Genomic DNA, 24,645 nt, shown 5'->3' on the forward strand with positions numbered 1-24,645 from the left:
ATCAGCGGCTTATCTGTATTCCAGAGATATTTGGGAATGCGGGCGCATTCAAAGCGTCGATCCTCTTAACTCATTCGAGATGTTGAGAAAGAGCGGCGCGCGGCTCAACGATGACCATGCCGGACGTGCGTTCGGTGATCTGTGGGGTGGAGCATGGGAAAGCGGTTCGGCCTGTTCGGCGGCATCCTCGACGACGACGGCTTCAAGGCGCGCATGAAGGCGCTGGCCGACCGCGGCCGCCGCCTGACGCGCGCCTACACCCGCCGGCCGATGCAGAAGGTCCGCGTCAAGGGCGCGCCGCCGCAGGCCGGTCCCTACGCCCGCCCGGTGATGGTCAAGGTGCTCTACCACGACCGCGCCCGCGGCGCCTACCCGAACACCGTCGCGGCGCTGGCCAACTACCTCGCCAAGGAGGGGCCGCTGTTCGACCGCGACCGGCTGGGCATCGACACCGCCGAGATCGTGGACGCCTGGTCGGCCGACCGCCGGGTGTTCCACCTCATCGTCAGCCCGAACGACGGGCACCGCATCGACGACATGGTCTCCTACGGCCGCGACGTCGTTGCCGCCTGGGAGCGCCGGGTCGGTCCCCTGGAGTGGGTGGCCTCCGTCGAGAGCAAGCCCGACATGGCGCACGCGCAAGGCAACCAGCACCTGCACATCATGGTGCGCGGCGTCCAGCACGACCGCGACCTCCACCTCGACCCGGACGTCGTCTCGCGCTGGCTGCGCCATGACGCCGTCGAGGTGACCACCGACCGCCTCGGCTACATGACCGAGCGCGAACGCCGCGACGTCGAGCGCCAGCTCGTCGAGATGCAGCGGCTGCGCGAACAGCAGCGTGGCCGCGAGGCCGGGCGCGACGACCTCCACGACCTGGGAGGGCACGAGCTGTGACCGCTCCCATCGTCCGCGTCGCAACCCTGCTGCTGGTCTGGCTCGCCGCCGTCTTCGCCATCACCGAGCTGACGGGATGGCTGTTCGCTTGGCCGGCCGCCTTCGGCGGGTGGCGCGTCGGTTCCATCGCCCTGTACGGACCCGGCCAGTTCCTCGGCTGGCGCGGGCTGCTGGCCCCCGGCCACCGTTGGATCATCGATGGTGCCGCCGTGGTGTCGGGCCTCTGCGCGCTGGCGCTGGCCGTCCGCGTCGTCCTCGACCTGCGCGGCACCCGCCGGCCGGGGTTTGGCTCCGGCCGCTGGGCCACGCGCACCGACGTGCGCCGCAGTGGCCTGCTGGGAGGGGGACGGCGATGACCGACCGCTCCTCCGTCATCCTCGGCGCCTATGGCCGGCACCTGCTGCGCGAGCGCACCATGCAGCCGGTCCTCGTCATCGGCCCGACCGGCTCGGGTAAGACCACCACCACCGTGCACCCGACGCTGCTGGCGGCCTGGGACGAAAGCGCCGTGGTCTGGGACTTCAAGGGCTCGGTCACCGAGGACACCAGCCGCGCCCGCACCCGCTTCGGCGACGTCATCGTGCTCGACCTCGCCCGCCGGGGTGGCTCCCGCTACAACCCGCTGATGGCGGTGCGGCCGGAGCCGTACCTCGTCCCCGACTGCCAGCACGCCGCCCGCGTTCTCACCGAGGGCGAGCAGGAGGGGCACTGGCGCAACGCCGCCTTCTCCTACCTCACCGGCGTCTTCGTCTACCTCCTCACCGCAGCGGCCGATTCCGAGAAGTCGCTGGCCGGAGCGCGGCGGCACATCCTGCTCGGCGACGACGGGCTGACGCTCATGCTGGCCGAGGGCATCCACCCGACCGCCCAGCGCGCCGCCCAGGAGCTGTGGGACAAGAGCCTGGCGCTGGCCGAGGAGCGCGGCACCGGCGAGGGCGAGGGCAAGGGGCGGCCGGGCGGCGGCTCCGCTCCCCCCGACAAGAGCCTGCACTACCGGAAGTCGGTCTACGTCACCGCCTCGGTGCTGCTGGCCGAGTTCGAGGACCCGGTTATGGAGGCCCAGACCGCCGTCAGCGACTTTTCGGTCTCCGACCTCGTGGCCGGCGAGCGGCCGGTCACCCTCTACATCGTCGCCCGCCCGCTCGACGCCCGGCGGCTTCGCCGGGTGTTCAAGCTGATTCTGACGCAGATGGTGGACTTCCTCACCATCGACCGGGCACTGGCTGATGACGGCCGGGCGCGGCGCTGGCGGCTGCTGGTCGTGCTCGACGAGTTCCTGCAGTTCCACCTCCGCGAAGCGGCGGAGTGGATCAAGTACGTCCGCGAATACGGCATCCGCCTGCTGCTGCTGGCCCAGAGCCTGTGGGAGGTCGAGGAGGAGTACGGCCGCGGCCTCACCGCCAACTGCCGGCTGGTGGTCTTCCGCCCCAACTCCTCGGACGAGGCCGAACGGATCAGCCGGATGGTCGGCGAGGCCATCGAGGAGGTGCCGACCCGCTCGACCTCCAAGGGGTTGCTCGACCTCTTCCCCACCGTCAGCCGCGGCGTGCGGGTGGACCGCCGGCCGGTGTTGCCAATGCACGAAGCGCTGGAGATGGGCGGGGACGACCTGATCGTCTTCGGCTACGGCAAGCCGATCCGCGCCACCCGCCTGCACCCCTACGCCGATCCGCGCTGGCGCCCGCTCTACGGCCGCGCCACGGCGGCCTGGACTCCCAACCCGGACGCCAACCGCTGGTTCGGCGCCGTCGGCCCGGCCGCCGAGGGCGGCATGCCCGACGCGCCAGCGGCGCCCCGGCGTCCCGGCAAACCCCCGAGGCTCTGGACATGACCGACACGCCCGACACCACCGCCACCCGCCCGATCTCCGCCCGCGTGCCGGTGCCGCTGGCCGACCAGATCGCCCTGGTGCAGACCCGGCAAGGGTTGCGCACGCTGAGCGACGCGGTGATCCACGTGCTCGACAAGGGGCTTGACGCCATCGCCAACGAGCGGGCGAAGACCGAGCGGCTGGAGGCCACCATCGCCCGCATCGACGACCTGATGATCACCGTGGTCGCGGTGCTCAACCTCGTGCACGACCTCGACCCGGCGGATGTCGCCGCGACCAAGGCGGCGGTCCAGGAGCAGCTCGGCCATCCCCGGCGCAAGGGTTCCGAGGTGCGCGACGGCTTCCACCCGAAGGAGGCCGGCGCATGACCGAACTGGTGGTGATCGACGAGCCGGCGCGCCGCGAGATGCTGCTGCTGGCCCTGCGCCGGCTGATGGACGGGCTGTTCGGCGACCTGCTGTCCCGCGAGGACGTCGCCAACGTCCTGGTGCTGCCGCCCCGGCGCGGCTCCACCCGCTGCCGTGTCATCGTGAAGAACGGTCCGTCCCCGGAGTTCGTCCGCGAGGCCGACCCTGACCAGGTGCGCCGGTTCCTGGCCTACGTCGCCGGCTTCCAGCGCAAGGAGCTGCGCCGCGACCGCCCGACCCTCGACGTCACCCTGCCGGAGACCGGCGAGCGCATCCACGCCGATATCGAGCCGGTCACCACCGGCCCGGCCTGCTCGATCCGCAAGCCCTATCGCGGCCGCATCACGCTCGACGACTGGGTGCTGTCCGGCGCCGCGACAACACTCCAGGCGCGGCTCCTCCGCCGGCTGATCGACGGGCGCCGCACCGTGGTGATCGCCGGCGACGTCGACACCGGCAAGACGACGCTGCTGCGCGCCTGCCTGGAGGAACCGGCCTTTGCGCACGGCCTGCCGGCGGTGCTCCAGGACCCCTATGAGTTCGAGCCGCCGTGCCCCTTTGCCTACGCCATGGTCGCCGACCCCTGGGCCGAGCCGCCGGTCACCCTGGAGACGCTGGTCGCCAACGCCCTGCGCGTGCCAATGACGCATCTGGTATTGGGCGAGGTGCGCCGGGCCGAGGCGCGGCAGATGGTGGTCGGCTGGACCACCGGGCACCCGGGGCTGTGCACCGTGCACGCCGGCTCCGCCTGGGACGCGCTCGACCGCATCGCCCAGATGGTCGGGCTGGGCGGCATCACCATGGACGCCCTGCAGATGCGCTGGATCGCCAAGGCGGTGCACGCGGTGGTGCACCTCGCCCGGGACGGCACGGGCAAGCGCTTCGTCAACGAGATCGTGCGGGTCGAGCGCTTCGACCCGGACCGGGGGTTCGTCCTCCGCCCGCTGGGGGCGGGGGAGCTTGACGGTGGAGGTGAGCATGCGGAGCTTGCGTGACGCGCGCCGGCGATTGGCCCTGGCGCTGGTGCTGGCGTGGGCGGCGCGGCCGGCACACGCCCAGGTGATCGCCAACCTCGGCGCCGAGCTGCTGTCCTGGCAGGCGGTGTTCGACGCCAACTTCATGCCGATCGCCGTCACCGCCGGGCTGCTGCTGGCGCTGGTCGCGGCGATGTTCTCCCGCATCGCCGGGGTGGTGGTGTTCGTCTTCACCGTCGCCGGCGCCGCCGCCTACGGGGCGCGTGACGCCATCATCGCGCTGGCGGGGGGCTGAGGCATGGGCACCCCGCTTCCGCCTCCGTCTTTCCCGGATGGCTGGGAGAAACCGGTGCGCCGCACCTCGGTGCGGCCGACCAAGATGCCGCTCGGCGTGCCCATGGAGCTGCTGGCCATCGCGATCTGGCTGGCCGCGGAGCTGTGGCTGGCGCTCGGCGCCATCCCGCAGGCGGTGGCGGGGTTCCTGCTGGTTTTTCTGACGGCGCGGTATCTCACCCGCCGCGATCCCTGGTGGCTGGAGATCGTCCGCCAGAACGCCTCGGCCTGGCTGCTGCGGGCGCTGCGCACCCGAGGCCGCTCGCTGTTCCTCTCCTCCTACCGCGCCCCGAGGTGAGGCATGCTCGACGTGACTGCCTTCGGCGACGGTTTCGACGCCTTGTCCCGGCACCTGCCATGGGACTGCTTCGTCTGGCCCGGCGTGGTGCTGCTGGAGGAGGACGGCGCGCTGATGGCCGTGGTGGAGTACGGCGGGCGCGACCAGGACGGCCAGGATCCGGCCGAGCGGATGCAGACGGCACTCGCCGCCGGCAATGTGCTGTTCCCTTTTACCGGCGGCTGGACCTTCCATTTCGAGATGCAGCGGCGCGAGGTCGGCGGCTACCCGCGCTCCACCGGAGCGCACCCCGTGTCCGAGCTGATCGACGGCGAGCGCCGCGCCCGGCTGGACGCGAGTGGTCGCCAACTGCGCACCCGCACCTTCGTGGCGATCACCTACACGCCGTCTCGGCCCACCACGCGCACCGTGGCGTCCTGGTTCACCCGCAACCCGCCGGAACGCGCCCGGCCGGACGTCATGCGTGACCACGTCGAACCGTTCCGCCAACTGGTTCTCCAGTTCGCCAGCCTGCTTGGCCGCGCCGTGGGCTGGGCGCGCATGCTGGACGACGACGGCGTGCAGACCGTGCTGCACAACTGCGTCTCGCCCGTCCACCAGACCTACGTGGCGGCACCCGACATCCCCGGCTTCCCGATCAAGGCCAATCTGGTGGACGTCGGATTCAAGCCCGGCTCGTTCCCGGCCTGGAGCAACGGCGCGGAGAATTGGCACGTCCGCGTTCTCGGCATCGGCGGCTACCCCAGGGTCAGCCACCCCGGCCTGCTCAACGTGCTGGACAAGCTGCCCTTCGAATTCCGCTGGTCGGTGCGCTTCGAGGCCATGGACCACGTGCAGGCACGCGGCGTCTTCGCAGCACTCTGGCGCAAGCACGACGACACCTCCTATGACTGGCGCTCGGTGCTGCTGCGCGCCGTCGGCGGCTACGCCGCCCTGCGCCACGACCCGGTCGGCGTCATGGAGGCGCTGGAGGCCGAGGCGGCACGCCTGGAAGCCGAGCAGGCCGGCACTAGCTCGGGCTGGATGACTCCCACCGCCGTGCTGTGGGGCCGTTCGGTCGAGGAGGTGGAGGAACGGCGGGACGAACTGGTCAAGGCGCTGCGCACGCTGGGCTTCACCGTCATTGAGGAGACCTGGGGGGCCGAACGCGCGTGGTACGGCACGCTGCCCGGCCACGTCCGCCCCAACCCGCGCAAGGTGCCGCTGACCCAGGTCCAGCTCGCCGACTTCCTCATCCTCTCCTCGGCCTGGGGCGGGCCGGAACGCAACCCGCACCTCAAATGCGACCCCCTGATGCAGTTGGAGGCCGAGGGCGGCACGCCGCTGAGGTTCGACATCCACCAGGGCCAGGACGGGGCGGCGCTGGTGATCGGCCCGCCGCGCACCGGCAAGTCCACCGTGCTGGCCTTCATGGGGCACCAGTTCCTCGCCCGCGTTCCGAATGGGCGCGTTGTATGGATCGACGTCGATGCCACCGAGAGCACGTCGCTGGTGGCGACCTGGGCGGCCGACGGCGAGTTCCTCTCCATGGGCTCCGGCGACGGCGCGCTCGGCGACCTCGCCTTGCAGCCGCTGGCCGACGTGGACACCCCGAATGGCTTTGCCTGGGGGCATGGCTTCGTCATGGACCTGCTGCGCCTGCAAGGCGTGTTGGCGCCGGGCAACCTCTCGGCCGCCGAGGCGGGCGACGCGGTGGACGCGGCGCTGCACCTGCTGGCCGTCTCGCCGCCCGGAGAGCGCACGCTGTCGCACCTCGCCCACCTGGTGCAGGACAACGCCGTCCGCGTGGCGCTGGAGCCCTATTGTCGGGGCGGCCCCTACGGTGATCTCGTCGATGCCGCCGAGGATCGCTTCCTCGGCTCCGCCTGGACCACGGTGGACATCGGCGCGCTGATCGACCGCGGCCCCGGCGCCGCCCCGGTGATCAAGGCGCTGTTCCGCCGCTTCTACCGCCTGTTCGAGGATGGACGGCCGACCCTGTTCCTGGTGGACGAGGCGTTCAAGGCGCTGAAGCACCAGCCGGCCGAGCTGGACGAGCTGCGCCGGCGCGGGCCGAAGAAGAACGTCGCGCTGGTGCTGGCCACCCACCAGCTCGACGACATCGAGGGCTCGGCCATCGCGGCGATGCTGAAGACCATCCAGGTCCTGGTGCTGCTCGCCGACCCGAACGCCGCCAAGCGGAGCATCCTGCGCGACTGGGGCCTCAACGCCACCCAGGCCGCTCAGGTCGCCCGCGCCATGCCGCGCCGCGACGTCTTCTTCAGGACGCCGGAGGGCAGCCGCTTGGGGCAGCTCACCCTCGACCCGGCGGCGCTCGCCGTGTGCGGCTGCGGCGGGACCGCCCACAAGCGCCGCGCCTTCGAGCTGAGGACCGAGGTCGGGCCGCAGCGCTTCGCGGCCGAGTGGCTGCGCCGCAACGGCCTGACCGAGGCCGCCGACACCCTGGAGACGCTTCATGAGGGAGAGACAACATGAGGACCAGCACCCTGCGCGCCGCCACGGCGGCGCTTGCCCTCACGGTCGGCCTGACCGCCGGCCCACCCCCGGCCCATGCCTTCCTGGGCGGGCTGCTCAACAGCTTTTTCGGCGGCGGCGGCGGTGGCGGCTGCTTTTCCGAGAAGAGCGACGGGCTGTTCGGCACCGCGCTCTCGGCGGTCGCCGGCTACGTCACCGGCGGCCCCGCCGGCGCCGTCGTCGGGGCCGGGTCCAGCGTGATGGAGAACGGGCCGGGCGGCGGGAACAAGGCCGCCGGCTGCCCGATCGTGGAGAGCCGGCCGCGCATCGTCGAGGAGATGGTCCAACGCCAGGAGGTCGAGATCATCGCGCAGACCGCGCACATGCTGACCCAGATCGACAACATGATCCGCATGCGTACCCTGGCCGACCTCGATACGCGGGTCGACGTGGCCGTCCGGCTTGGCGACGCCCGCCGCGCGGCCGGCCTGGTGGGCCGGGTGCTGTGGAGCCTGGACGACGTCGGGCAGCAGTTCGCCGACCTCTACCCCGACGCCTTGCCGGAGGGGATGAGCGCCGCGGCCCTGGCGGAGCACCAAGCCGAGCAGGCGCGTCTCGCCCGGGACGCCAGCCGGGCGAGCAAGCTGGTCTCGGCCGACGTGATGACCGGGATCGAGGACTACCCGGCGCGCGCCCGGGCGCTCATGGCGGCACTCAAGGCGTGCGACGGCCAGACCTGCGCCATCGACGCCGGCGCCCAAGCCACGCTGCTCAACGCCGAGGTCGCCGGCCAGCTCCTGATGATGCAGGCGGCCCACCACCGGGCGGCGGAAGCCCAGCTCGACTACGAGCAGGCCGCCGTTGAGCGGGCGCGCCAGCACACGCGCATCAACTGGCAGGGCCTCGACACCTACGGCTTACCGGGGAGCTGAGCCATGGGCATCCGGCATGTTCTCCTTGCTCTCGGTGTCATGCTGTTCGTCAGCATCATCGGCGCCGTGGCCCTGGTGCTTTACGTCCGCTCCGACACGGGAGCTTCGGCCCTGGAGCGGCTGGAGCGCAGCAACCCGGCCTGGGAGGGCATCGGCCGCTACGGGGCACCGCTGCCGGCCCGCCCCGTGCGGGAGTGACCCGCCATGGACGTCAGCGCCCTCTCGGTCGTCCTGCACCAGCTCACCGCCGCCGTGGTCACCGGCCTCGGCCTGCTCGGGCCGGACGTGCAGACCGCCCTGCGCCTGCTGATGATGCTCTCCTACACACTGGCGCTGCTGCTCTGGCTGTTCGAGGGCAAGGCGGCGGTGCACGGCCCCTTCCTGCGCATGCTGCTGAAGTTCGCCGCCATCGGCGCGCTGGTCGAGTGGTTCCCCGCCGGCTCGGCCGCCCTGATGCAGGCCGCCGCCCAGCAGGGGCTCAACCTCGTGCCGGGCGGCGGCTTCTCCCTCGACGACCCCGGCTACATCGCCCACCTCGGCATCCAGGCGGTGATCCCGCTGATGCAGCGCGTCAAGGAGATGCTGGGGCCGGTCGATTTCTTCCTGAACTTCGTCGAGATCGTCATCTTCCTGCTCGCCGCCTTGGTGGTGATCGTCAGCTTCTGCATCCTGGCCATCCAGGTGTTCCTCGCCTTCCTGGAATACCGGCTCTTGTCGCTGGCCGCCTACCTCGCCATCCCCTTCGCCGTGCTGGGACCGACCAGCTTCGTCGCCGAGCGCGCCATCGGCTATATTGCGGCCACCGCGCTCAAGCTGCTGGTGCTCGGCTGCATCATCGCCATGTGCGCCTCGACCCTGTTGGCGCTGACCTTCACCGGCACGCCGACGCTGGCTCAGGCCTTCGGGGTGGCTGTGCTGGCGGCGGCGATCTTCGTGCTCGCCATCAAGGCGCCGCGCGCCGCCGCCGGCCTGGTCAACGGCGGCCCGGTGATGGACGGCGTCACGGCGCTGGCAGCACTCTGGACCGCCGGCTGGCTCGGCATGCGCGCCATGGCTGGTGCTGCAACCGCCGCCACCGGGGCGCCCGGCAGCCTCGCCGTCGGCGCCTCCGCGGTGTGGAGCGGTCTGCGCTACGCCGTTGGCGGCGCGACCGCATCCGTCGGGAGCACCGGCGGCGGTGCTGGTGGCGGAACCGTCAGTGGCTCCGCCGGCGCTTCAGGGGGGCGTCGCTACCCGGCCGGCCGCTTCGGCGGGTCCCGGGCTTCGGCCCCGCGCGGCAGCGGCTGGGAGCAGCCGATGACCGACGCCCAGCGCGGTGAACTCGACCGCCTCGCCGCAGGCCGCACCTATGACCCGACCCTCACCCGCGGGCAGGCCAGCCGGCTCATCGAACGCTGGGGCGGCGAAGCCTCCTGGCTGGGCCGCACCGCCTCCAACGCAACCGAACGGCCGCAGGATTCGCCGGGCAAGCCGTCCGATCCGGACCGTCCGGCCGACAAGGGAGATTGATCCGTGATGAAGGAGCGCGTCGTCAACGTCTACGACCCGCCGCCGGCGGCCGTGCCCGACAGCGCGAAGTACCTTGCTGCCATGACCTACCGCGCCAGCCGCGAGGCCAAGGCGTTGCGCCTGAAGCGCTGGTATTTCGGCCTGACGGTGCTCGGCCTGTCCTGGGGCACGCTGATGACCTGGGACAACCTGCGCATTGCGGGCAAGCTGGTGGAGATTGCCAGGTACAAGCCGGTCTACCGCGTCGAGCAGGCGATGGACGGCCACCAGCGCCTCGTGCTGCTGGACAACACCCTCACCGTGTCCAAGGGCGCCCGGATCAACGCCGTCCAGTGGTTCGTGCGCTGGCAGCGGCAGATCGGCACCGACCCGGTGGTGCTCGCCAGGGACCGCGCCGCCGCCCGCGCCCGGCTGGTCGGCGGCGCGGAGCGCAAGTGGGACTCCCTGCTGGCGGCCGACCTCAACCCGGCCGAGGGTTGGACGCGCGACGTTGCCGACGTCCGCGTCCAAGAGCGCGAGACCGACCCGAAGACTAGCGCTACCGCCTTCTACGTGGTGTGGACGGAGACGGTGTACCGGGACTTCAAGCCGCGCTCGAAGACACTGATGAGCGCCGCCGTGGTCACCGTGGACGGTCCCTCGCGCGACGGTGCCTTGGACGGCGTGTCGATCTCCGGCTTCTCCGAGCCCAGCGGCACACCTCTGAAGACGGAACCGAAGGATTCCTCGAAACCGATCCCACATGCCTCGCCCGAGACGACGGAGCCCCAGCCATGAGAGTCCCTGTTCCTTTGCTGGCGTTGCCGCTGCTGGCCGCCTGCGCCACCGACGGGACACCGTCGGATTTGGCGGCGGAGGTCCCGGCGCCCCGGACCTACACGATGGCCGATCTGCGCATTCCCCGGACGCAGATGGAAGAGGAGCGGCGCGAGAAGCCGGCACCGCGGCCGTCGCGCGCACAGACCCGCAGTTGGGTCGGGCAGGCCAACGAGGCGGCGCTCGACCTGCCGACGCTGACCTGCTTCAAGGGCAAGAGCTGCGAGTACTGGTACCAGAGCGACCTGCAGTACCTCGTCTACATGGCCGAAGGGAACCAGACGCTGGTCTGCCTGAAGCCGGGCGAGGTGGTGCGCGACATCGTCGCTCCCGGCGCCCAGGTGTGGATCCCGCACCAGCCCTACAGCTTCGGCAAGGGCGCGCAGCGCACCGAGTGCATCGCCTTCATGCCGCGCCGCGCCGGTCTCAACCACCAGATCTCGATCTTCACCAGCGAGCGCAAGTACGACCTCAACGTCGAGACGCACAAGCGCACCCACCATGTCGAGGTGCGCTGGCGTTATCCCGAGGACTATCTCGCCACCCTGAACGGACAGCCGGTAAACGTTCCGGCCACCGACCGCCGCGACCGCACCACCGAGCTGGCGTACCGGGACCGGCGCTGCACCTACACGCTGGACGGCGACACCCCCGAATGGCGGCCGGTGCCCACCGCCGACGGCCAGCCGCCGGTGTGCGACGACGGCGAGGTGACGGTGATCAACTTCACCCCCGGCGCCCTCGGTGCCAACGGCGCGCCGGTGCTCTGGCGCATCGGCGCCGACGCCACCCGCATCCCGGTTCAGTACGGCCGCATGAACGCCACCTACCGCGTTGCCGGCATCCACGACCACCTGCTGCTGGCCCTCGGTGCCCAGGAGGTGCACATCCGGAGGACCCGCCCGTGACCGCGACCAACGATACTCCTCAGCCGTCGTTGGTAGACCCGCTCGCCCGCCACCGGGTGGTAACCTCCGGCCCGCACGTGCTGCGCATCCTGCTCGTGGCGGCCATCATGATCGGACTCGGCTTGGCCGCCTACATGCTGGGCCGCAGCCAGGGGATCGACGTGCCCAGAGTGCTGGGCAGCCTGGAACTGCCGCGCGGCGAGCCGAAGCTGCCGAGCTACGAGGACATGGCGCCGAAACCCGCGCCGGCTCCGCCGCCGGCCCCCCGCTTCGAGAAGAAGGACCCGCCGCCTCCGTCGGCGCGACCGCAGGCCAAGGCCGCGCCGACGGAGGACGAGCTGCGCAAGAAGGCGATGGAGGCCGGTGTGGGCGGCTGGAGCCGCAAGGAGGACAGCAAGGGCGTCGAAACCGCCGTACAGGCCGCGTCATCGGACTTTGCCGCCGGATCCGACTGCTTCGTGCCGCCGGGCACGCCCATCCCCCTGCTGACGGTAAACCGGGTGGTGACCGAGCGCGGCGGCATCGTGACCGCGCGGGTGACACAGGACGTCTGGGATGCCGGCTTCTCCTGCTTGGCGGTGCCGGCCGGCTCGGTGGTGACGCTGGACGTGGGGAGCGGCGTTACCAAGGGGCAGAAGCGCATCGAGGTGGCCAACCCGGTGATCACCCGGCCCTGGCCGCGCAACGACACGGTGCGCGTTGCCGCGGTCGGAGCGGACGCCACCGGTGCCGCAGGGCTGGCCGGCTCGGTCCAGGTGCCGTGGTTCCAGACCGGACTGCTGATCGCCGCCAGCGCCGCGGTGGATGCCGGGGTGGCGGCGCTGACCGGTGGGGGCAGCCTGATCGGAGGTGTCCTCGGGCATGCCATGGACCGTCCGCTCGACAAGGCCGCCAAGGACCTGCTCGACCGGGCGCCTGTCATCACTCTGGACGCCGGGGAGCCGGTGCTGCTGCTGTTGCGTGGTGGCCTGAAGGCCGACGAGTTCGGCCGTGGACACTGAGAGCTCCGCCGTCACTTCGGGTAGGTGTTCAATGGGCCGGCAGCAGGATTGTCCGGCCCGTTGCTCTGGAAGCGTTGCGTTATTTTGACGCATCAAGTTCCTTTAGCGCACTGGATGGCTGGGAGCACGGCAACACCGATGAAATGCACATTCTGCATCGAGCGACCGTGTCCGCCCGTGTTGTCTGGCTTCCGGCGATGAAAAAGCGATCGAGCAGGCGCTTTTCATTGGAAAAATCTTACTGTCAAAGACAGTTCCTAAACTGAAGCAAAACTTAATTAGGTAACTAACGCTATCATGCGTTAGTATGTTCTATGCGTTGATGAATATACTCTATTACGGATCGGATATTGACTCAATAATATGGGGTGGCAGAGTAGTCCCGCGCCGACTCTGAAGGATTCCCGATGCATCATTGGGAGCGGACCAGGCGAACCCCAGAGGGAGATAATCATGGACAGCGAACTGATGCTTTGCGAGCGTGAAGACGTCCGGGACGAACACGTGGACACCGATGTGGTGGCCGAGAGCGTGGAGGAGATCATCAAGGAAGACAATCTTCCCTGATCATCGTCCGGAATCCGGGGGCATCGGTTCGATGCCCCCGGCGACCGCATGGGGACACCTACCTGGAACGCAGGCGGATCCGGGAATCGTTCGCGCAATCGGTTGGAGCGGTGACATGGCGACGGATATTCTGCTGATCAATCCTCCCTACCGAATGGTTCCGCCGTTCACCTACGACCGGTACGAGCAGATTGATCCGCCAAGAAATCTGGCCATCCTTGCGGCTTGGCTGGAAGCATCGGGCGTTTCCGTGGAAATTCTCGATGCGCCCGTGCTGGAAATGTCGTTCGACGACATTGCCCAGATGATTCGCCAGCGGCGGCCCAGAATCATCGGCATTACCAACCGTTCCACGTCCACCTTCCCGATGGTTCAGCGCGTGGCTTCCATTGCGAAGGCCGTATCGCCGGAGGCGCCTGTCATCGTTGGCGGCACCTATGTTTCCTGGATGCCGGAGGAGGCGCTCAGCAACTGCCGCGACATCGATTACCTGGTCATTGGGGAGGGGGATATTCAGACCCCGGAACTTGTCACCAGGCTTCTCGATGGCAGAAGCGTTCATGACATCGCCGGCTTGGCCTATCGCGACCCGAGTTCCCCCCAACACATCAAACGAACCCCACCCGCGCGCGTTGTCGAGGACCTGGACCAGATTCCGTTTCCGGCCTATCACCTTGTCCCCATAGAGAAATACGTGGGCCGTGGCGAGCGTTACATCCTTTCGCTCACGCGTGGCTGCATCTTCCATTGTGAATACTGTACGTCATCGTTTGAAAGGGGGCGCGTTCGCAGCCACAGCGTTGCAAAGGTGATGTCCGAGCTGCGTTGGGCTTACGAAAAGGGATTCCGCTATTTCTATTTCTTTGATGACATTCTGACGGTGGACCGGGAGCGGATCGTCGAACTGTGCGATGCCATTATCGGCTCCGGCCTGTCATTTCCATGGCATTGCCTGACCCGAAGCGAATATGTCGACGAGGCTCTGCTTCACAAGATGAAAGCGGCGGGCTGCGACCGCATCGCCTACGGCGTGGAAAGCGCGAGCGCGTCGTCTCTGGCGTCGTTCCGCCGACGCGTTAAGAAAACGCGTGAGGCATTTGCCCTGACCCGCATGGCCGGGATCCGCTCGATCGCCTTCGCGGTCTTTGGGTTTCCGGGGGAAACCTTCGCGGACCAGATCGCGACCATCCGCTGGTTGCGGGAACTCAACCCGGGCATGGTGCGCGATTTCACCTACAAGCCGTACCCCGGCACGCCCCAGTACGCGAATCCGGAGAAATTCGGTATCCAGATTTCGGATCGGAACTTCGTCCGCTGGTCACAGCAGGATGAACCGGTCCATCGCACCGAGCATCTGAGCGAGGAAGAGATCATCGAGGTCCGCGTTCTGTGCAGTTACATTTTCCGCAGCCAGGGGCAACTGCAGGGCGGCGTTCGCTATCGCCGGAAGAAGAAGGTCGTGATGGTGCGGGTCGAGAATGGCGCGCTCATCTACAATCATTACAAGGCGGACGAAGAGAGGCGGGTTGACCTCTATCTCAATTGCCTCAGGGTCAGCGCCCTGTACTTCGAGGTGATGCTCCATTGTGACGGTTACCACAACGTTCCCGCCATTACGGAGATCATCGCCAAACTCTTCAATCTGGACAGGGATGGCGCGTATCGGAAGGTGCGCCACGTGGTCGAGCATGCCAGCCAGCATGGCATGCTGGAGGAGATGCCGGCCTTAGCCCCCGCCTTGCCGGACGGCGTGGATGCCACCCCGCCGGATGGCACGGAAGCGGCGGTTCGTCTCCCGGCCGAGGACCGCATCCTGTCCGCGCCGGGGCTTGGCTGAGGTACGCCGCGCCACGATGCGCCCCCTCCATCGCGCAGGCACAATCGAACCAGCATGAGAATGCCATGACGGACCTGCTCACCGGCAGTCTTCACAAACGGGCGGGGATCTTTCTTGTCGCCGCCGCCGCCTTGCTGTGGGGAACAGGGGGGGTGATCGCCAAGATGCTGTTCGGCATGGCGGAGATCACGCCACTGACGGTTGGCTTCTTTCGCCTCGCGCTTTCCGTGCCGGCCCTGGTTCTGGTGGGGTGGACCTTGTTCGGACGGGGCGTTCTGCGGATCGATGGCGCGCGATCGGGCCTTCTGGCGGTGAGCGTCGCCATGGCGTCCTACCAGGTGTTCTATTATGAGGCGGTGCATCGCGCCGGTGTGGCCGTGGCTACTCTGGTAACGTTGTGCCTCGCCCCCGTGCTGGTGGCCCTGCTGTCCACGATCTGGCTTCGCGAGCCGTTTACGGCGGCCATCGCCCGTGCCTTGGTGCTGGCTCTGGCCGGCACCACGATGCTGGTCGGCTTCCCCGCCGGTGACGGGGCATCGTCGCTGACGGGAATCGCCATGGCGGGCGGGGCCGCCTTGAGCTACGCGGCCCTGACGGTCGCCGGCCGGTCGATCGCCCACCAATGCCATCCCGCGCAGACCATCATCATCGGCTTCGGCGGCGGGGCGCTGTTGCTGCTGCCGTTTGCGCTCGCGCAAGGTCTCACCCTTGCCTACACGGCGCCGGCCTGGTCCTTGCTTCTTTATCTCGGCCTGGTGCCGACGGCGCTTGCCTATGTGCTTTTCTTCACGGGAATGCGGACGACGCCGGCCACCGTCGCCAGCATTCTCAGCCTGATGGAGCCGCTGACCGCAACCGTGCTTGCCTGGGCGCTCTTCGGAGAGCAGCTCAGTGTTTTTGGTCTGGCTGGCGGAGCCCTGCTTCTCGGGGCACTGCTCATGCTGTTCAGAAACGAGGAGCGCAGCGCATCGTCGCCGGGTGCTGCGAAGCGGAATGGGGACCGGCCGACAGGGGACAACCATGCCTGACGCCGGCGGAAAGGCCCCTCTGCGCTGGGATGCACACGCCTGCGTGCCACTGTGTGCCGGGGCCGAACTGGTGGCGCTCGACCGCCACCGCCGCGCCGGCTTTGCGTTCGTATCGCTCAACGTCGGCATGGACATGACGACGTGCCAGGGCGTCGTCGAAACGATTGCGCGGTTCCGGCACTGGCTGAAGCGTCATTCCGATCGTTTCGTGGTCGCCCATTCCCTCGAGGATGTCATCACCGCCCATGAGAGCGGGCGACTGGCCGTCGCATTCGATGTCGAGGGCGCCGTTCCCCTGCTGTCGGACGAGGCGCTTGTGCATCTCGTCGCCGATCTCGGTGTGCGGCAGATGGCCCTTGTCTACAACCGCAACAATGCCGTCGGAGGTGGTTGCCACGACGCGGACGAGGGGCTGACGAAGCGGGGAAGATGCCTCGTCGCAGCCCTCAACGCCGCCGGCATCGTCCCGGATTGCGCGCACGCCGGGGAGCGGACGACGATGGACGTCATGGAAGCTTCCGCCACACCGGTCATCTTTTCTCACGCAAACGTAAGAGCGCTGGTCGATCACCCGCGCAACGTCACCGATCGTCAGATCGACGCCTGCGCGGCCACCGGCGGCGTCATCGGCATCAGCGGGTTCGACCTGCTTCTCGGCCGCCCGGCCGACGCGGTTTCGGCGATGGCTGAGCATGTGGATTACGTGGTTCAACGCGTCGGTCCCGATCACGTCGGGCTTGGGCTCGACTATGTGTACCAAGTGGGCGTCGATCCCTTGCCGGCCGGCATCGATCCAGCGTACTGGTGGCCTCCCGAAGCTGGGTATGGAGGGGAGTGGACCGGCAGTCCGCCGGAAACGGCCGACGCCCTCGCCGAGGCGTTGGCCACACGCGGCTATAGCCATGTCGCCGTGTCGAAGATTCTCGGCGGCAATTTCCTCAACGTCGCGCGTAGGAACTGGAAGGCTGGCGGGGCTGCGACCGACTGATCGGTGGCATCTTCGGGCACGCCATGGACCGCCCGCTCGATGGGGCCGCCAAGGATCTGCTCGCCTGGGCTCCCGTCGTTTCCATGGATGCTGGCGCGAACCTGTGCTGCTGCTCTTGCGCGGTGGTATGAGGGCAGACCGTTTCGACGGGGGTTGCTGAACGGGCAGTCGGAGGTCCGTGACGCTGCCCGAACCGTCTACGGAACTCGTTGACAGGCGTGGCCGCTTTGGATGAGCGCGCCTTCCATCCTGCGATGGCTGAAGGGCGCCGGACGCCGCTATGCGTGGATCGACGCCCCCTGACCTGGAGCAGTTCCCTGAAGGGGCGTCGATGCCGAGCGGAGCTGGGGCATGCTCTCGCTCGGCCGATGGGGCGTTTGGACGCACCTGTACTCTGTTGAGCGTTCGACATCCCGTTCATAAAGACGATGTGCTGGAATTGCCCCTCAGTACCAGTAGCCGCTGACCCGATACCGTGGCCGGCGGTGAACGTGGGCGAAAGGCACGTGGATCGGCAGGTCCTCCAGACTTGGCAGGACCGGCGGCGGGGTGCGGAGTTCCAGAAGGCGGCGCACCCGCTCACGCGTATCGGGGTGGGTGCGCAGCAGCGACGGGCCGCCACCGCGGCCGCGGTGCCCCGCGAACAGCACCCGTTCCCAAAAGCGCCCTTGCAGCCGTTCGATGCGGTCGAGCGCCGAGGCCACGCCCTCCGGGTCGCCGGTCAGGTGGGCGGCGTCCAGGTCGGCGTCGAACTCGCGGGTGCGCGACAGCGCCAGCTGCAGCAATGCCCCGGCGGTGGGCGCCAGCGTCAGCAGCAGCACCAGCAGCCAGGGTAACGGTTCCCGCTCCATCAGCAGCAAGGGCAGATTGAGCAGCAGCAGCACAAGGCCGAAGAGCGCCATGAAGCGGGTCAGGCCGGCCATCGTGTTCGCCAGCCCATCACCCACAGGTCGTTGTTGCGGATGTGGCTGACCTCGTGCGCCAGCACGCCCGCCAGCTCGCGCAACGTGAGCGCGCTCAGCAGTCCATCGGCGACGGCGATGGCCGGCTGCTCGCGGCTGCCGACGGTGAAGGCGTTCAGCACCGGGCTGGGGATGTAGTACAACTCCGGCACCACAGGCAGCCCGGCGCGGCGCGCGATCGCCTCCGTCACCTCATGGAGGCGCGGCGCCTCATGGTAGGAGAGGCGGCGGGCGGCGAACATGCCGAGCACCAGCCGCGGGGATACCCGGGGGCTGAACAGGAGGCTGAGCGCGCCGGCCGCGAACGCCCAGGCCACGCCGTCTCCACCAGCCACCACCCAGCCGCACAAGGCCAGCAGCACCGCCATGCCGCCCAGCAGCAGGGCGGAGTGCAGCACGTTGGTCAGCTTGTGGCGGCGGCGGATCTCGGCCACCGCAGCGTCGGTCCGGATCATCGGTTGCCCATCATGTCGGGAGCGGCGGGGACGATGTCACCCGCCAGAACGATCCGCCGCCCCGTGGAAACCGCCGTCAGGCGGTCTCCCGTGCGGTCGGCATCTCGTTCGACAGCGCCAGCACCCGGCGGGCAACCTTCTCGAAGGCGCGCTCATCGATCTGGCGGATCCGCTCCCGGCTGACGCCGTACACGCCGGCAAGTTCCTCCAGGGTTTGCGGCGATGCGGAGAGCCGCCGGGCGGTGAGGATGGCCTGCTCGCGCGGGTTCAGGACCTCGGCCATGGCCCGCCGCAGCAGCGCTTGCCGCCGGTCGGCCTCGCTCCGCTCCGCGAGCTGGTCTTCGACGCTCGGGCGCTCGTCGGCGAGGAAGTCCTGCATCTGTCCGCTTCCGTCGGCCGACACCGGCGCATTCAGCGACGCGACGGGCTGCACGAGGCGCCGGTTCACCTCGACCACGTCGGTTTCGGGAACCGCCAGCGTGCGCGCGATGTGGGCCACGCTCTCCGGCTTCAGGTCGCCGCCGCCGTACTCTCCAAGCTTGCGCTTCAGCCGCGACAGGGCGAAGAACAGCTTCTTCTGCGCCGCTGTGGTTCCCAGCTTCACCAAGCTCCAGGAGCGCAGGATGTATTCCTGGATGGACGCTTTGATCCACCACATCGCGTAGGTGGACAGGCGGAAGCCGCGCTCGGGCTCGAACGCCCGCACGGCTCGCATCAGGCCAAGATTGCCCTCGCCGATCAGGTCGGGCAAGGGAAGCCCGTAGCCGCGGTAACCGGCGGCGATCTTCACCACCAGGCGCAGGTGGCTGGTCACCAGACGGCGGGCCGCCTCGACGTCGCCGTGCTCGCGCCAGGCGGTCGCCAGCACGTATTCCTCCTCGGCGCCGAGGATCGGGCAACGGTGAACCTGATCGATGTAGCGGGACAGCGAAGGGCCGGACGGCAGGGCCGGCAGGACGGCAGCGGTGCTCATGTCACATCCTCCAAAAAGCGATATGACGACACTCTCCCGGCCCCCGTTCCGGGCAGCCGGCGCCTCCGTTCCAAAGAGGCAGGCAAAATGTACACGCGCCGTTTGTGAAGTCAACGGCTTGCCGCCGGGCGGCGAGGTACGCTGATGGTGCATCGGTCCGAAGGTCCCCCCTTGAACGGAGGCGTGGCTTTTCCTAACTCACAATCCGCCGGGCGCCTGGAAGGGGTCTGGCCGACCGAGCGCCACGCCGTGGCGCGCTCGTATCCATGTTGCTCATGAGGAGGATGTGGCTATGGGCACCATCGACTTTGCCCCCCTGTTCCGGTCGACCGTGGGGTTCGACCGCCTGTTCGACCTGCTCGACGGCGCCACGCGCTTCGAGACGGCGGACAACTACCCGCCCTACAACATCGAGAAGACCGGCGAGGACGCCTACTGCATCACCATGGCGGTGGCCGGCTTCGGCCCGGAGGATCTCTCGATCACCGCGCAGCCCAACCTGCTGGTGGTTGCCGGCCAGAAGGCCAAGCAGGACGACGTCAAGTACCTGCATCATGGCCTCGCGACCCGCGCCTTCGAGCGCCGCTTCAACCTGGCGGACTACGTGCAGGTCAAGGGCGCCAGCCTGGAGAACGGCCTGCTGTCCGTGAACCTCGTCCGCGAGATCCCAGAGGCGATGAAGCCGCGCACCATCCAGATCGGTCACGCGCCACAGCCGAAGGCGATCGAGGCCAAGGTGGGCGAGACCCAGACGGCGGAGAGCAAGAAGGCGGCCTGATCGCGCAACGGCAAGCCGCCGGCCCGGCCCACGCGCGTGGGCTGGGGATGACGGCGCGCGAGCAGGCGAATTCGCATGATGGAGGTTGATATGAGCGTACGCGATCTCATTCCCTGGGGCCGCGAACGGAGCCCCAGTGTGCGGAGCGGCGAGGTCATGGATCCCCTCCTCTCGCTGCACCGCGAGATGAACCGGCTGTTCGACGACGTGTTCCGGAGCTTCGACGGCCGTCTGTCGTCCGCGGGGTTCGGCGGCATGGGCTGGCCGCGCATGGACGTCGTCGAGACGGACAAGGAGTACCGGGTCACCGCCGAACTGCCGGGTCTGGAGGAGAAGGACGTCGAACTCACCGTCCAGGACGGCATGCTGACCCTGAAGGGCGAGAAGAAGGCGGAGTCCGACGACCAGGGCCGTCTGCACGGCGAGCGGTTCTACGGCCGCTTCCAGCGCTCGTTCTCCGTGGGGCCGGACGTCGATGAAGAGCGGATCAGCGCTTCGTTCAAGAACGGCGTGCTGACGGTCGTTCTGCCCAAGACGCCGGAGACGGCGAGCAAGGCCAGGCGCATCCCCATCAACGCGCACTGACCCGACAGGGCACGCCGCCCGTCCGCACGACGGGCGGCGTGCCGGCGTCACCCGGATTGGGGAGGGTGTCATGTGGAGAAGCGACGAGACGATCAATACGGCAAATCATTCCTTTGAGCATGTGACGTGGACATTCGGCCCGCAGCGGGGGCGCGCGCTTCAGCCCCAGGCGGCCAACGACGGAACGCCGGCGGTGCGGTCATCGGACCTGCGGGCCGACGCCATCGCCATCATTCGCCAAGCCGGCCGGAGTCCCACCAGCGCGGGTCGCGCCGGCGCCTGTGATTGGGTGCTGAGCTTCCAGCCGTGCTCGGCCCAGTTCATCGAGCCTTTGATGGGCTGGTGCGGCGGCGACGATCCGTTGCGGCACGTGCACTTGCGCTTCCCCAGCCGACAGGCGGCGGTCGGCTACGCCGAACGCCACGGCATCGCCTACGAGGTGAGCGAACCGCCGCCCGAGCGCGGTGCGGCCTTCCGCTGTCCCGAGGACGCCACCGGGTTGTGGAGGCAGTGGATGGTGGAGTGCTTGGACACCTTTGAAACCGGCGCCCAATGGTGGGGCGATGCGGGGCCGGATGAGCGGCTGGTCTCAACATTGGACCGCTGGGAACAACTGGCCCGCGGCCGTGAAGGGGGGGAAGGAACCGCCACCCGGGGTTTCCCGGCCAACCATGTGCCGGCAAACGCCGACCCTCGTAAGCGTGCCAACGCGATTGACGCCGCGTGACGGAGGCCGGCCATGCGCATGCCCGACCCGTGGAATTGGATCCGCTGGATCGATCCGGAAGACCGACGGCCGATCAGCCCCGACGCGGAACACCTCGTCCGCTGGGGCGTGACGGTGGCGCTGTGCCTGTTCCTCGCGTCGCTGTATCCGCCCGAAGCGGTGCCGGTCATGCTCGGCGGCTTCCTGCTGCTGGCCGCGCTGGCGGCCGCAGTTGCGGCCGGCCTGCGTGGCGAGCCCTTGTTCGCGCCGCATTTCACCCGCTGGGACGAGGCGGCGGCCTCGGCGGCGCTCGGCCTGCTCGCGTGGAATGGGATGGAGCTGCTGCGGGGCTTGTTCCCGGCCGTCGCCGGCGGCCCATGAGGTGCATACTGTGGAACGGAGGAAACGATGAGCAAGCGTCTTGGTGTGCTGATCGCCGCGTTGGCTGCGTGCGGATGCGCTGCCGTCGCGCATGCCTGTCCGGGCACGGCGGGCGACGCCGCGCAGCATGTCCTGGATCCCGTGCCCCCCGCTCTGCGGACGCTGGCCGACAGCGTCGCCGAGGGCGGCTACTCGGGGTTCCGCACCGTCGGCGGCAGCGGTGACCGTGTCGAAGCCATAGCCAAGCGGAGCGGCTTCCCCGTGCGGGTCGCAATCCACCTCAAGACCGGCACCATCCGGGAAATCCGCGATGGCGACAGTCGAGCGAACCAGATGGCCAGCGGCGAATGACGCCAGCCAGCCGCGGGTGCGCCGGCAATGAATCGGAGGCTCCATGGACAAGAAGACCCAGTTCAACGTCTGGTTCCTGATCATGGCCTTTTTCGGCGTGCTGGCCTTCCAGCACGTCTGGCACACGGCGCGCACCGTGGCGACGATCCCCTACAGCCAGTTCGAGCAGCTTGCCCGCGACGACAAGGTGGCGGAGGTGGTGGTCACCGAGAACCACATTCACGGCCGCCTGAAGGAACCGCTGCCGGACGGCCAGACGCAGTTCGTCACCCGCAAGGTCGAGCCCGATCTGGCGCGGGCTCTGGCGTCCGAGGGCGTGACCGTGATCGGGGCCACTGAGGAGACGTTCATCGGCCAGGTGCTGTCCTGGGTGCTGCCGGTTTTGGTGTTCTTCGGCCTGTGGATGCTGCTGATGCGCCGCTTCGGACCCGGCGGCATGGGCGGTGGTTTCATGCAGATCGGCAAGAGCAAGGCGCGAATCTACATCGAAACCGACACCAAGGTGACCTTCGACGACGTCGCGGGCGTGGACGAGGCGAAGGAGGAACTGCGCGAGATCGTCAGCTTCCTCAAGGACCCGGCGACCTACGGCCGGCTCGGCGCGCGCACGCCCAAGGGCGTCCTGCTGGTCGGCCCACCCGGCACCGGCAAGACGCTGCTGGCCCGCGCCGTGGCCGGTGAGGCCGGGGTGCCGTTCTTCTCGATCAGCGGCTCGGAGTTCGTCGAGATGTTCGTCGGCGTCGGCGCGGCGCGCGTGCGCGACCTGTTCGAGCAGGCGCGCGCTAAGGCGCCGGCCATCATCTTCATCGACGAGCTGGACGCGCTGGGCCGCGCCCGCGGCGCCTACCCCGGCGGCGGCCATGACGAGAAAGAAACCACACTCAATCAGCTTCTCGTCGAGATGGACGGCTTCGACCCGCGCGACGGCCTGATCTTGCTCGCCGCTTCCAACCGCCCGGAGATCCTCGACCCGGCGCTGCTGCGCGCCGGCCGCTTCGACCGGCAGGTCTTGGTGGACCGTCCCGACAAGGCGGGCCGGGCGCAGATCTTGCGCGTGCACCTGAAGAAGGCCAAGCTCGACTCCGCCGTGCGGGTGGAGGAACTGGCGGCGCTGACGCCCGGCTTCAGCGGCGCCGATCTCGCCAACCTGATCAACGAGGCGGCAATCATCGCCACCCGCCGCGGCGGCGAGGCGGTGGCCATGGCCGATTTCACCGCCGCGGTCGAGCGCATCGTCGCCGGCCTGGAGCGGCGCAACCGCCTGCTCAACCCGTTTGAGCGCAAGGTGGTGGCGTACCACGAGATGGGGCACGCGCTGGTCGCACTGTCCCTCACGGGCACCGACCCGGTGCACAAGGTGTCAATCATCCCGCGCGGCGTCGGCGCGCTGGGCTACACCATCCAGCGCCCGACCGAGGACCGCTTCCTCATGACGCGCGAGGAACTGGAGAACAAGATGGCGGTGCTGCTCGGCGGCCGGGCGGCTGAGCATATCGTCTTCGGCCATCTCTCGACCGGGGCGGCCGACGACCTCGCGAAGGTAACGGACATCGCCCGCGGCATGGTGGTGCGCTACGGCATGTCCGACGCGCTGGGGCACGTCGCCTACGAGACCGACCGCTCCTCGCCGCTGCTGGGGCCGGTTCCCGGCGGCGGCATGGCGGAGCGCCGCTACAGCGACGAGACGGCGCGTGAGATCGACCGGGAGGTGCGCGGGATCGTCGACACCGCGTTCCAGCGCGCCGTCGACATCCTGACTCGTCGGCGTGCCGACCTGGAGCGCAGCGCCGCGCGCCTGCTCGAGAAGGAGACGCTGGACGAGGTCGACCTGCGCTCGCTCATCGGCACAGCAGCGTCGGAACCGGCTCCGTCCCGGCCTCCCGCCCCTTCGGGGGCCGGGGCGTGATTAGCCCGACAGGGGCCATGTCAGACCATGGAGGGAAACATGACGTACGCTACGTGGAAGGAACGGAACGACAAGGGTGTTGTGGACATCGTGAACCTCGTGCTCGGCGCGGTGCTGTTCCTGGCGCCGTGGCTGTTCGGCTTCGCCGACCAGATGGCGCCGGCGTGGAACGCCTGGGGCACGGGCGTGGTGATCGTCGCGCTGGCGGTCGCCGCGATCTTCGCCTTCGCCGTGTGGGAGGAATGGGCGAACCTGCTGGTCGGCCTGTGGGCCGTCGTGTCGCCGTGGGTGCTCGGCTTCGCCGGCAACGCCCAGGCGATGTGGAGCCACGTGGCCATCGGCCTGGTGGTCGCCCTGCTCTCGGCAGGGATGGGATGGTACGCCCACCGCAACCCGCCTCGGGCAACGGCATGATCGCGGAGGGATGAGGTCAACCAAGGAGTGATGAAGCCATGCGTTCGCTGATTTGCGGTGTGCTCTCGGCCGCGCTCGCTCTGGGTGCGGCCAGCCCCGCCCTCGCGGCGCGCAACGCGCAGCAGGCCGCCGATGAGGTGCGCTACACCGATGCCGTCAACACGCTCTCCGGCTACGCGGCCAGCCACCGGTACTCGGACCTGAGCAACGTGACGCGGCGGGGCGACCGCATCGAGGCGACCGCCGTCAGAGGCGGCAAACCGGTGAAGCTCCGCATCGACGTCACGTCCGGCGAGGTGCAGGAGCATCAGGGCTGACCGCCCGCGGACCGGGGCGCCCGCCGCCCCGGTCCGG

28 protein-coding genes are annotated in these 24,645 nt (G+C 68.9%); 25 read left to right on the forward strand and 3 right to left on the reverse strand.

Features of this window, described 5'->3' with window-relative positions:
* Positions 1-153 precede the first annotated feature (153 nt).
* The 17 genes from DEW08_RS06750 (at position 154) to DEW08_RS06825 (ending at position 16,780) form a co-directional block, all read left to right on the forward strand.
* On the forward strand, positions 154-897 hold the full coding sequence (locus tag DEW08_RS06750) for a hypothetical protein (RefSeq protein WP_109325594.1): 744 nt from the start codon (positions 154-156) through the stop codon (positions 895-897).
* Positions 894-1,253, forward strand: a complete 360-nt coding sequence (locus DEW08_RS31080) for a hypothetical protein (RefSeq protein ID WP_168220313.1) — start codon at positions 894-896, stop codon at positions 1,251-1,253. Before DEW08_RS06750 ends, DEW08_RS31080 begins: the two co-directional genes overlap by 4 nt.
* Positions 1,250-2,728: a type IV secretory system conjugative DNA transfer family protein gene (locus DEW08_RS06755; RefSeq protein ID WP_168220314.1), complete on the forward strand. Its 1,479-nt coding sequence runs from the start codon at positions 1,250-1,252 to the stop codon at positions 2,726-2,728. The genes DEW08_RS31080 and DEW08_RS06755 overlap by 4 nt, the downstream gene beginning before the upstream one ends.
* On the forward strand, positions 2,725-3,096 hold the full coding sequence (locus DEW08_RS06760; protein ID WP_109325599.1) for a hypothetical protein: 372 nt from the start codon (positions 2,725-2,727) through the stop codon (positions 3,094-3,096). The genes DEW08_RS06755 and DEW08_RS06760 overlap by 4 nt, the downstream gene beginning before the upstream one ends.
* Positions 3,093-4,130, forward strand: coding sequence for a CpaF/VirB11 family protein (locus DEW08_RS06765; protein WP_109325600.1), 1,038 nt, complete (start codon positions 3,093-3,095; stop codon positions 4,128-4,130). Before DEW08_RS06760 ends, DEW08_RS06765 begins: the two co-directional genes overlap by 4 nt.
* On the forward strand, positions 4,114-4,404 hold the full coding sequence (locus DEW08_RS06770) for a hypothetical protein (RefSeq protein ID WP_109325601.1): 291 nt from the start codon (positions 4,114-4,116) through the stop codon (positions 4,402-4,404). The genes DEW08_RS06765 and DEW08_RS06770 overlap by 17 nt, the downstream gene beginning before the upstream one ends.
* A 54-nt stretch (positions 4,405-4,458) precedes the next feature.
* On the forward strand, positions 4,459-4,740 hold the full coding sequence (locus DEW08_RS06775) for a VirB3 family type IV secretion system protein (protein ID WP_245986442.1): 282 nt from the start codon (positions 4,459-4,461) through the stop codon (positions 4,738-4,740).
* Between the two features lie 3 nt (positions 4,741-4,743).
* The gene (locus DEW08_RS06780; RefSeq protein WP_109325620.1) at positions 4,744-7,215 is read left to right on the forward strand and encodes a conjugal transfer protein TrbE; all 2,472 of its coding nucleotides are present in this window, start codon (positions 4,744-4,746) and stop codon (positions 7,213-7,215) included.
* Positions 7,212-8,126, forward strand: coding sequence for a TrbJ/VirB5 family protein (locus DEW08_RS06785; protein WP_109325621.1), 915 nt, complete (start codon positions 7,212-7,214; stop codon positions 8,124-8,126). Before DEW08_RS06780 ends, DEW08_RS06785 begins: the two co-directional genes overlap by 4 nt.
* A 3-nt stretch (positions 8,127-8,129) precedes the next feature.
* On the forward strand, positions 8,130-8,324 hold the full coding sequence (locus tag DEW08_RS06790; protein WP_109325622.1) for a hypothetical protein: 195 nt from the start codon (positions 8,130-8,132) through the stop codon (positions 8,322-8,324).
* 6 nt (positions 8,325-8,330) lie between these two features.
* On the forward strand, positions 8,331-9,635 hold the full coding sequence (locus DEW08_RS06795) for a type IV secretion system protein (protein WP_109325623.1): 1,305 nt from the start codon (positions 8,331-8,333) through the stop codon (positions 9,633-9,635).
* A 6-nt stretch (positions 9,636-9,641) separates the two neighbouring features.
* Positions 9,642-10,412 carry a hypothetical protein gene (locus DEW08_RS06800; RefSeq protein ID WP_109325627.1) on the forward strand — a complete coding sequence of 257 codons (771 nt, stop codon included), beginning with the start codon at positions 9,642-9,644 and terminating at the stop codon, positions 10,410-10,412.
* Positions 10,409-11,359 (forward strand): TrbG/VirB9 family P-type conjugative transfer protein, encoded by a 951-nt coding sequence (locus tag DEW08_RS06805; protein WP_109325628.1) that lies wholly within the window; start codon positions 10,409-10,411, stop codon positions 11,357-11,359. The genes DEW08_RS06800 and DEW08_RS06805 overlap by 4 nt, the downstream gene beginning before the upstream one ends.
* Positions 11,356-12,360: a TrbI/VirB10 family protein gene (locus tag DEW08_RS06810; RefSeq protein ID WP_109325629.1), complete on the forward strand. Its 1,005-nt coding sequence runs from the start codon at positions 11,356-11,358 to the stop codon at positions 12,358-12,360. The genes DEW08_RS06805 and DEW08_RS06810 overlap by 4 nt, the downstream gene beginning before the upstream one ends.
* A gap of 682 nt (positions 12,361-13,042) precedes the next feature.
* Entirely contained in the window at positions 13,043-14,764 is a 1,722-nt protein-coding gene (locus tag DEW08_RS06815; protein WP_168220315.1) for a B12-binding domain-containing radical SAM protein, read from the forward strand.
* 65 nt (positions 14,765-14,829) lie between these two features.
* The gene (locus DEW08_RS06820) at positions 14,830-15,792 is read left to right on the forward strand and encodes a DMT family transporter (protein WP_109325632.1); all 963 of its coding nucleotides are present in this window, start codon (positions 14,830-14,832) and stop codon (positions 15,790-15,792) included.
* The gene (locus DEW08_RS06825; protein ID WP_181449434.1) at positions 15,785-16,780 is read left to right on the forward strand and encodes a dipeptidase; all 996 of its coding nucleotides are present in this window, start codon (positions 15,785-15,787) and stop codon (positions 16,778-16,780) included. The genes DEW08_RS06820 and DEW08_RS06825 overlap by 8 nt, the downstream gene beginning before the upstream one ends.
* 446 nt (positions 16,781-17,226) lie before the next feature.
* On the opposite strand, the gene DEW08_RS31665 is transcribed toward DEW08_RS06825, so the two are convergent.
* The 3 genes from DEW08_RS31665 to rpoH form a co-directional block, all read right to left on the reverse strand.
* Complete coding sequence (locus DEW08_RS31665) at positions 17,227-17,703, reverse strand: M48 family metalloprotease (RefSeq protein WP_211107171.1); 477 nt, start codon at positions 17,701-17,703, stop codon at positions 17,227-17,229.
* The gene (locus tag DEW08_RS31670) at positions 17,691-18,197 is read right to left on the reverse strand and encodes a M48 family metalloprotease (protein WP_211107173.1); all 507 of its coding nucleotides are present in this window, start codon (positions 18,195-18,197) and stop codon (positions 17,691-17,693) included. Before DEW08_RS31670 ends, DEW08_RS31665 begins: the two co-directional genes overlap by 13 nt.
* Positions 18,198-18,273: 76 nt before the next feature.
* Positions 18,274-19,170, reverse strand: a complete 897-nt coding sequence (rpoH, locus tag DEW08_RS06835; RefSeq protein WP_109325633.1) for an RNA polymerase sigma factor RpoH — start codon at positions 19,168-19,170, stop codon at positions 18,274-18,276.
* A 292-nt stretch (positions 19,171-19,462) separates the two neighbouring features.
* Here rpoH and DEW08_RS06840 point away from each other — a divergent pair, with 292 nt between their 5' ends.
* The 8 genes from DEW08_RS06840 to DEW08_RS06875 all read left to right on the forward strand — a co-directional run bounded on the left by DEW08_RS06840 (position 19,463) and on the right by DEW08_RS06875 (position 24,608).
* Positions 19,463-19,948: an Hsp20 family protein gene (locus tag DEW08_RS06840; RefSeq protein WP_109325636.1), complete on the forward strand. Its 486-nt coding sequence runs from the start codon at positions 19,463-19,465 to the stop codon at positions 19,946-19,948.
* 156 nt (positions 19,949-20,104) lie between these two features.
* Positions 20,105-20,533, forward strand: coding sequence for an Hsp20/alpha crystallin family protein (locus tag DEW08_RS06845; protein WP_211107175.1), 429 nt, complete (start codon positions 20,105-20,107; stop codon positions 20,531-20,533).
* A 70-nt stretch (positions 20,534-20,603) separates the two neighbouring features.
* Positions 20,604-21,260 (forward strand): NADH dehydrogenase ubiquinone Fe-S protein 4, encoded by a 657-nt coding sequence (locus tag DEW08_RS06850; RefSeq protein ID WP_109325641.1) that lies wholly within the window; start codon positions 20,604-20,606, stop codon positions 21,258-21,260.
* A 12-nt stretch (positions 21,261-21,272) separates the two neighbouring features.
* Entirely contained in the window at positions 21,273-21,620 is a 348-nt protein-coding gene (locus DEW08_RS06855; RefSeq protein ID WP_109325646.1) for a hypothetical protein, read from the forward strand.
* Between the two features lie 27 nt (positions 21,621-21,647).
* On the forward strand, positions 21,648-21,971 hold the full coding sequence (locus DEW08_RS06860; RefSeq protein WP_109325647.1) for a hypothetical protein: 324 nt from the start codon (positions 21,648-21,650) through the stop codon (positions 21,969-21,971).
* Positions 21,972-22,014: 43 nt separating this feature from the next.
* Positions 22,015-23,877: an ATP-dependent zinc metalloprotease FtsH gene (gene ftsH, locus DEW08_RS06865; RefSeq protein WP_109325648.1), complete on the forward strand. Its 1,863-nt coding sequence runs from the start codon at positions 22,015-22,017 to the stop codon at positions 23,875-23,877.
* A 39-nt stretch (positions 23,878-23,916) separates the two neighbouring features.
* Positions 23,917-24,291 carry an SPW repeat protein gene (locus DEW08_RS06870; RefSeq protein ID WP_109325653.1) on the forward strand — a complete coding sequence of 125 codons (375 nt, stop codon included), beginning with the start codon at positions 23,917-23,919 and terminating at the stop codon, positions 24,289-24,291.
* A 38-nt stretch (positions 24,292-24,329) separates the two neighbouring features.
* Entirely contained in the window at positions 24,330-24,608 is a 279-nt protein-coding gene (locus DEW08_RS06875; protein WP_109325654.1) for a hypothetical protein, read from the forward strand.
* Positions 24,609-24,645 lie beyond the last annotated feature (37 nt).

Source organism: Azospirillum thermophilum (assembly GCF_003130795.1).
GTDB lineage: Bacteria > Pseudomonadota > Alphaproteobacteria > Azospirillales > Azospirillaceae > Azospirillum > Azospirillum thermophilum.